At 74.6% G+C, this 6,408-nt stretch carries 5 protein-coding genes; 1 reads left to right on the forward strand and 4 read right to left on the reverse strand.

What is annotated here, in order from left to right; genetic code table 11:
• Positions 1-1,272, reverse strand: a 1,272-nt coding sequence (locus BN2279_RS06840; RefSeq protein WP_059007506.1) for a lipase maturation factor family protein, incomplete at its 3' end; no start/stop codon positions are given.
• On the opposite strand from BN2279_RS06840, the gene BN2279_RS06845 reads away from it, so the two are divergent.
• Positions 1,271-2,524, forward strand: coding sequence for an MsnO8 family LLM class oxidoreductase (locus BN2279_RS06845; RefSeq protein ID WP_079031933.1), 1,254 nt, complete (start codon positions 1,271-1,273; stop codon positions 2,522-2,524). The genes BN2279_RS06840 and BN2279_RS06845 overlap by 2 nt on opposite strands.
• A gap of 31 nt (positions 2,525-2,555) precedes the next feature.
• On the opposite strand, the gene BN2279_RS06850 is transcribed toward BN2279_RS06845, so the two are convergent.
• From BN2279_RS06850 to BN2279_RS06860, 3 genes are read right to left on the reverse strand one after another with little or no spacing between them, the layout of a single operon-like run.
• A complete protein-coding gene (locus BN2279_RS06850; protein ID WP_059007508.1) occupies positions 2,556-3,890 on the reverse strand; it encodes a carboxyl transferase domain-containing protein in 1,335 nt (444 codons plus the stop codon).
• Entirely contained in the window at positions 3,887-5,341 is a 1,455-nt protein-coding gene (locus BN2279_RS06855) for an acyl-CoA synthetase (protein ID WP_059007510.1), read from the reverse strand. Before BN2279_RS06855 ends, BN2279_RS06850 begins: the two co-directional genes overlap by 4 nt.
• 39 nt (positions 5,342-5,380) lie before the next feature.
• A complete protein-coding gene (locus tag BN2279_RS06860) occupies positions 5,381-6,151 on the reverse strand; it encodes a bestrophin-like domain (RefSeq protein ID WP_059007512.1) in 771 nt (256 codons plus the stop codon).
• Positions 6,152-6,408: the final 257 nt, after the last annotated feature.

The raw sequence follows: 6,408 nt of genomic DNA on the forward strand, positions 1-6,408 counted from the left end.
GCGGAGGGTGGCCGGGTCACCGGCCAGGAGGCGGTGGGTGAGGCGGCGCAGCCAGGGGGACGGGGCGTACGGGGTCAGCGCGGCGAACCACATCAGCCAGTCCAGGCGCAGGTGGAACGGCGCGAACTGGCGCGGCAGGCGGCGGACGTCGCCGGGTTTGCCGTGGAACTCGTACGGTCGCCAGTCCGCCGCGCCGGTCGCCGGGTCGTCGTTGGTGCCCTCCAGGACCACTTCGTGGCGCTGCCGCGTCACACTGCCGAAGGCGCCGTAGGAGTTGACCAGGTGGAGGCTGTTGTAGGAGCGGTTCATCTCCTGGGCGGGGGAGAGCAGGTTGCGGACCGGGCGATGGCTCAGCACGGCGACCAGGGCCGCGGCGGCCAGGACGGTCGCGGTGAACCAGGCGGGCGCGTCCGGCCGGTCGCCGGGCGGGGAGGGGAGCGCCGGGACGTGGCGGGCGGGCCGGGCGCCGTCCACCGCGGCCACGGCGAGGACCATCGTCAGCCAGTTCAGCCAGGCGAAGTTCCCCGAGGCGACCAGCCACAACTGGGTGACGATCACGACGGCCGCCGCCCAGGTCGCCACCGGCTGCGGCGCGAAGAGCAGGAACGGTACGACGAGCTGCGCCCCATGGTTCGCCGCCGCCTCCACCCGGTGCAGCGGGCGCGGCAGATGGTGGAAGAACCAGCTCAGCGGGCCGGGCATCGGCTGCGTTTCGTGGTGGTGGTAGAGGCAGGTCAGGTTCCGCCAGCAGGGGTCGCCGCGCCACTTGATCAGCCCGGCGCCCAGCTCGACGCGGAAGACCAGCCAGACCACCAGGTACAGGCCCACCGTCGGCGGGGCGATGGTGTCGTTGCCGAGGAAGATCGCCAGGAAACCGGCCTCCAGCAGCAGCGATTCCCACCCGAAGGCGTACCAGACCTGCCCGATGTTCACGATCGACAGGTACAGCAGCCACAGCACGGCCCACAGCGCCATCGAGCCCCACAGCGGCACCGCGTCCGCCGCCCCCGCCATGACCGCCGCCGACAGGGCCGCGCCCAGCCAGGCGACCGTGTCGAAGAGGCGGTCGGAGTACCGCAGGTGGAACAGGCTGGGCGCGCGACGGAACGGCACCGCCCGCAGGTACGCGGGCGCCGGGGTCAGTCCGCGCTCACCGGCCAGGACACGGAACTCCCGGGCGGCGGAGAGGAACGCGACCAGATACACCGCGGCCAGGCCCCGTTGCAGGACCAGGCGGCTCAGCCAGGCGTCGGGGTGGGCGATCCAGTCCATGTCCCATCCGTACCACCCCGCCGTTCAGGCGGCGACCTTCCCCGGCGCCGCCCACACCGCCTGCCCCGACGCGATCAGCACGGTTCATGCGCACACCCCGTACCCGTCCCCGGGCAGGACAGGGCACGGCCGGGCCCGGGGCGACGGGGAATCCTGGGCGCCCGCCGCTGTTGCACCTGATGTGAACAGCAGCGGAGTCGGACATGGTGGCGCGGCGCCGGACCGGGCGGGGGGAGAGGCGGTGGCCCGGCTGCGGTCACTGCGGTGGTCGATCCTCGACCGGGCGGTGATCCGGCGCGGCCGGTCCCCCGCCGAGACCCTCCGGGGAACGATCCGCTTCGCCCGGGAGGCGGAGGCCCTGAACTACCACCGGTTCTGGGTGGCCGAGCACCACGGCGTGCCGGGGGTCGCCGGCTCCGCGCCCACCGTGCTGGCCGCCGCCGTCGCCTCCGCCACCAGCCGCATCCGCGTCGGGACGGGCGGGGTCATGCTGCCCAACCACCGGCCGCTGGTGGTGGCCGAACAGTTCGGGGTGCTGGAGTCCCTCTTCCCCGGCCGCGTCGACATGGGGCTCGGCCGTTCGGTCGGCTTCACCGGCGCCGTCCGGGACGCCCTGGGCGTGGACAAGGACGCGGCGGACCGGTTCGGCGAGCAGGTCGGCGAGCTGCTGCGCCACTTCGACGGCGGCGGGCCCGTCGCGGCCCTGCCCGCCCGGGGTCTGCGGGGGCCCGCGTTCGTCCTGGCCGGGGGCGCGGGCGGCGCCATCGCCGCCGCCCAGGGCCTGCCCCTCGTCATGGCGCACCTGAGCGACGAGAAACGGATGCTGGCCGCCATCGACGGCTACCGCGCCGCGTTCCGCCCCTCCCCGCACGGCGAACGGCCCTACGTCGTCCTCGCGGTGAACGCGGCGGTCGCCGCGACGCCCGAGAAGGCCGCGCTCCTCCAGGTCCCCGAGGCGTGGGCCACGGCGTACTCCCGCACGCGGGGCGTCTTCCCGCCGCTCGACCCGCCGGAGGAGATTCTGGCGCGCGAGATGACCGAACGTGAGCGCCGCTACTTCACCGAGGCCCGCTCCGGCCAACTGCACGGCGACGAGGCCGGGATGGCCACGGCCCTCGCCCGTCTCGCCGACCGTACCGGCGCCGACGAACTGCTGCTGACCCTCACCGCGCACGACGACGCCGACCGGCTCGACTCCTACCGGAGGCTGGCCCGGATCGCCGGGCTCGGCGCCACCACCGGAACGCCGTGAGCCGTGGCGGCGGCCGGCTGCCGGGGGGACGTCACCCGGGCGGCACGATGCCGCGCGCGATGCCCAGCTCCACCAGATCCCGCGGGCGCAGCCGGAGCTGCTCGGCGGTCTCCCGCACCTCGCCGGGGCCGCGCTTCAGGATCGAGACGGCCTTCTCCGGGGCGATCACCGCGTAGTAGCTGTCGGCCGTCACCCACGTGTGCCCGGCCGACGTCAGCGCCACGGCGCCGCCCGAGCCGCCCTCGCCGACCAGGAGCGTGGTGACCGGCGTCCGGCAGCCGGCCACGGCGGTGATCGTCTCGGCGATCGCCGCGCCCACGCCGTCGCGTTCGGCCGCCTCGTCGTTCGCCGCGCCCGGCGTGTCCACCAGCGTCAGCACCGGGATCGACAGCCGGTCCGCCAGCCGCACCAGCCGGGTCGCCGCCCGGAACCCGGCCGGGCTGGTCGCCGTGCCGAGCTGCGCGACGTATCCGACGCCGCGACCGTCCCGCAGCCCGAACCCGCACAGGATGCCGGGGTCGGTGCTGGCCAGCGGCTCGCGGGCGGTGAAGTACGCCTCCAGGTACGCGCGGGCGCGCGGCCGGTCGGCCGCCCTGGCCCGCTGCACCGCCTCCCAGCCGCTGTCCGGCGGCGGCACGGCACGCAGCGCCCGGGGCGGCGGCACCGGGCCCGGCGCGGGCGCGGTCAGCAGCGACAGCCAGCGCGCCACCACCTCCGGCAGCTCGCCGGGCTCCACGATCCGGTCCACCTGCCCGACGTCGAACTGGCCCTCGGCGGAGTAGGCGTACGGATCGACACCCTCGGGCCGGACCCGGGAACCGGCGAAACCGACCTGGACCCCGGGCAGCGAGACCCGGACGTCGGCGCCCGCGCCCAGCGTCGCCCAGCCGCCGCCGGTCACCGGCCCGGCCAGCACCGCCACATGCGGCAGCCCGGCCGCCCGCAGCCGCACCATCTGGCGGGCGATGCGCTGGAGTTGCGTCAGGGCGTGCATGCCCTCCTGCATCCGGCTGCCGCCGCTGGCGATCAGCGACACGACCGGGAGGGACAGGTCCCGCGCGGTGATGAACGCGTTCTCGCCGCGTTCCCCGGTGTCCCGCCCGATCGAGCCGCCGAGGAAGCCGAACTCGAACGCGATCAGCACCGCCTCGGTGCCGCCGACCTCGCCGATGCCGCAGACGACCGACTCCGACTCGCCCGTCCGTTTCCTGGCCCTGGCCCTGCTGTCGGCGTACCCGGCCCAGCCGATCGGGCCGTCCGTGGCGGCGTCCGCGTCACGGTGGGGCAGCTCGGTGAACTCACCCGCCACCCAGGCGATCAGGTCCCGCGCCGAGCGCGGCGGGCCGGGCGCGGCGGCGGCCGTCACACCAGCTCCCTTTTGAGGATCTTGCCCATGTCGTTGCGGGGGAGCGCGGCGAGAAAGCGGACCTCGCGCGGGCGCTTGTGCGCGGCGAGCTGGCCCGCGACGTGGTCGGTCAGCTCCTGCGCGGACGGCGGGCTGGCGGCTTCGCGCGGCACGATCCAGGCGATGATCCGCTCGCCCAGATCGGGGTCGGGCGCGGCGGTCACGGCGGCCCCGGCGACGCCGGGGTGGGCGAGGAGCGCGTTCTCGATCTCGCCGGCGCCGATCTTGTAGCCGCCGCTCTTGATCAGGTCGGTCGACTTGCGGCCCACGATCCGGTAGCGGCCCGCCGCGTCGCGCGTCGCCATGTCGCCGGTGCGGAACCAGTCGCCGTCGAACGCCTCGGCGGTGGCTTCGGGGCGGTTGAGGTACTCGGTGAACAGGTTCGGGCCGCGGACCTGGATCTCGCCCACCGTCTCGCCGTCGTCGGCGGTCAGCGGCTGTCCGGCGTCGTCGACCAGCCGGACCTCCACGCCCGGCAGGGCGACCCCGACCGTGCCCGTCGAGGGCGGCATGTCGGCGCGCACGCTGGTGTTCATCAGGGTCTCGGTCATGCCGTACCGCTCGATCACCCGGCGGCCCGTCGCGGCGAGGATCCGCTCGTGGTCGGGCAGCGGCAGCGGCGCGGGGCCGGAGACCGGCAGCCGGGCGCCGGCGGGCGCCGCCGCGAGGCGCGCGTCGGCACCGGCGGCCTCGGCCAGCCGGTGGTACATCGTCGGGACGCCGAACAGCATCGTGCCGCCCCCGGCCAGTGCCCAGGCCACGCCATCCGGCGAGAAACGTCCCAGGTGGTGCGCGGTGCCGCCGCGCCGCAGCGGGCCCAGCACCCCCAGCACCAGGCCGTGCACGTGGAACAGCGGCAGCGCGTGGACCACCACGTCGTCCGCCGTCCACTGCCAGGCGTCGGCCAGCGCGTCCAGCGTGCGGGCGATGGCCCGGCGGGAGAGGACCACGCCCTTCGGCGGGCCGGTGGTGCCCGAGGTGTAGACGACGAGCGCCGCGCGTTCCTCGTCGGCGTCCGCACGGTCCGCACGGTCCGTGCCGTCCGTCTGGCCGGCGGGCGGGGCGGCGTCGACGTCGAGCCGTTCCAGCGCGGCGAGCGCGCCGGGCAGCTCCGCTCCGCGCGGCGCCAGCACCAGCGTGGGCGCGCTGTCGGCGACGATGTGCGCCAGCTCCCGCTCCCCGATCTTCGGGTTCACCGGCACGGCGGGCACTCCGGCGAGCAGCGCGGCCACCCCCGCGACGGCCGTCTCGGGCTCCGGCAGGGCCCAGACCGCGACCCGCCGGTGGCCGGCGAGCCGCCGCGCCAGGACACCGGCCGTGCCGCGCAGACCGGCGTAGCTGAATATCCGGTCGCCGAAACGCAGCGCGGTCTTGGACGAGGCGCTGTCCAGGGCCGGGAACAGTGGGCTCATCTGCCTCATGCTAGAGCGTGGGCGGCCCGCGCCGGAGGCTCAGCCGCCGTCGGCGAACTGTGGGAAGAATGACATGTACGCCTCGGTTGAATCGCCGAGGCCGTGGGCGAACGGGTCGTCGAAGTACCAGATCAGGAACAGCAGGAACGTGATCAGCGCGCTGAAGAGCCCCGCCAGGACCAGTTCCCGCCGCGACCGCTGGATCTGGAGCGCGAACACCATGCCGAGCGTCACCGCCGCGCCCGCGATCAGCCCGACCCACACCACGCCCGGCATGGTGGACTGCGCGCTGTCGCCACGCCCGGAGCGGGCCTCGTCCACCAGGGCGACCTGATCCACCAGGCCCTGGTACGCCTGGACCTCGCGGACCGTACCCGGCTCGGGCGCCATGACGGTGGTCCGCAACTGGGTGAGCAACTCGTCGCCGCGTTCCGTCAGTTCGCCGTGGTCCACCATGTGGGACCACTCCTCGTCCACGGCGTACCCGACGTACGCGGCGATGTCGGCCTGGATGAGGTCGCGCGTCTCAGCCGGGAAAACCTCGGCCCGCACGTCCATCTCGTGCAGCGCCTGGGCCTCCATCCGCACCCACTCGTCGGCCTCGCCGCGCGCCTCCCAGACGCCCGCGATCGCCAGACCGAGGACGATGGCGTACACCACACCGATCATCATCGTCATGTACTCGATGACGTCGGGCGTCTCGGAGGGGTCGTCCTCCTCGCCGACACGGCGCTGCCGTACGACGGCGGCGAGCAGCACGATCGCGCAGGTCGCCAGGATGGCGAGGGTCAGCACGAGCCATTCGGACACCGGAACCTCCTAGCGGGCCCGAGAGCGGGAACCGGGACGGGAACGGGGGCGCAGCGCCGCGGCGGCGAGCACGGCGGGGGCGACGATCAGGAGCGTGCGGCTGACGAGCGAGCCGCCCGACCACGGCGGCTCGCTCGTCAGCCTCCGACGCTGCCGACGCAGCAGATAGGTGGGCTCCCTATGGGCGCCCCTTTACCCATTTATCACATATGACACAATCATCGGCCCGTTTACGTTGAACGATCCTTCCCTCTCCT

Source organism: Streptomyces specialis, assembly GCF_001493375.1.
GTDB classification, from domain to species: domain Bacteria; phylum Actinomycetota; class Actinomycetes; order Streptomycetales; family Streptomycetaceae; genus Streptomyces; species Streptomyces specialis.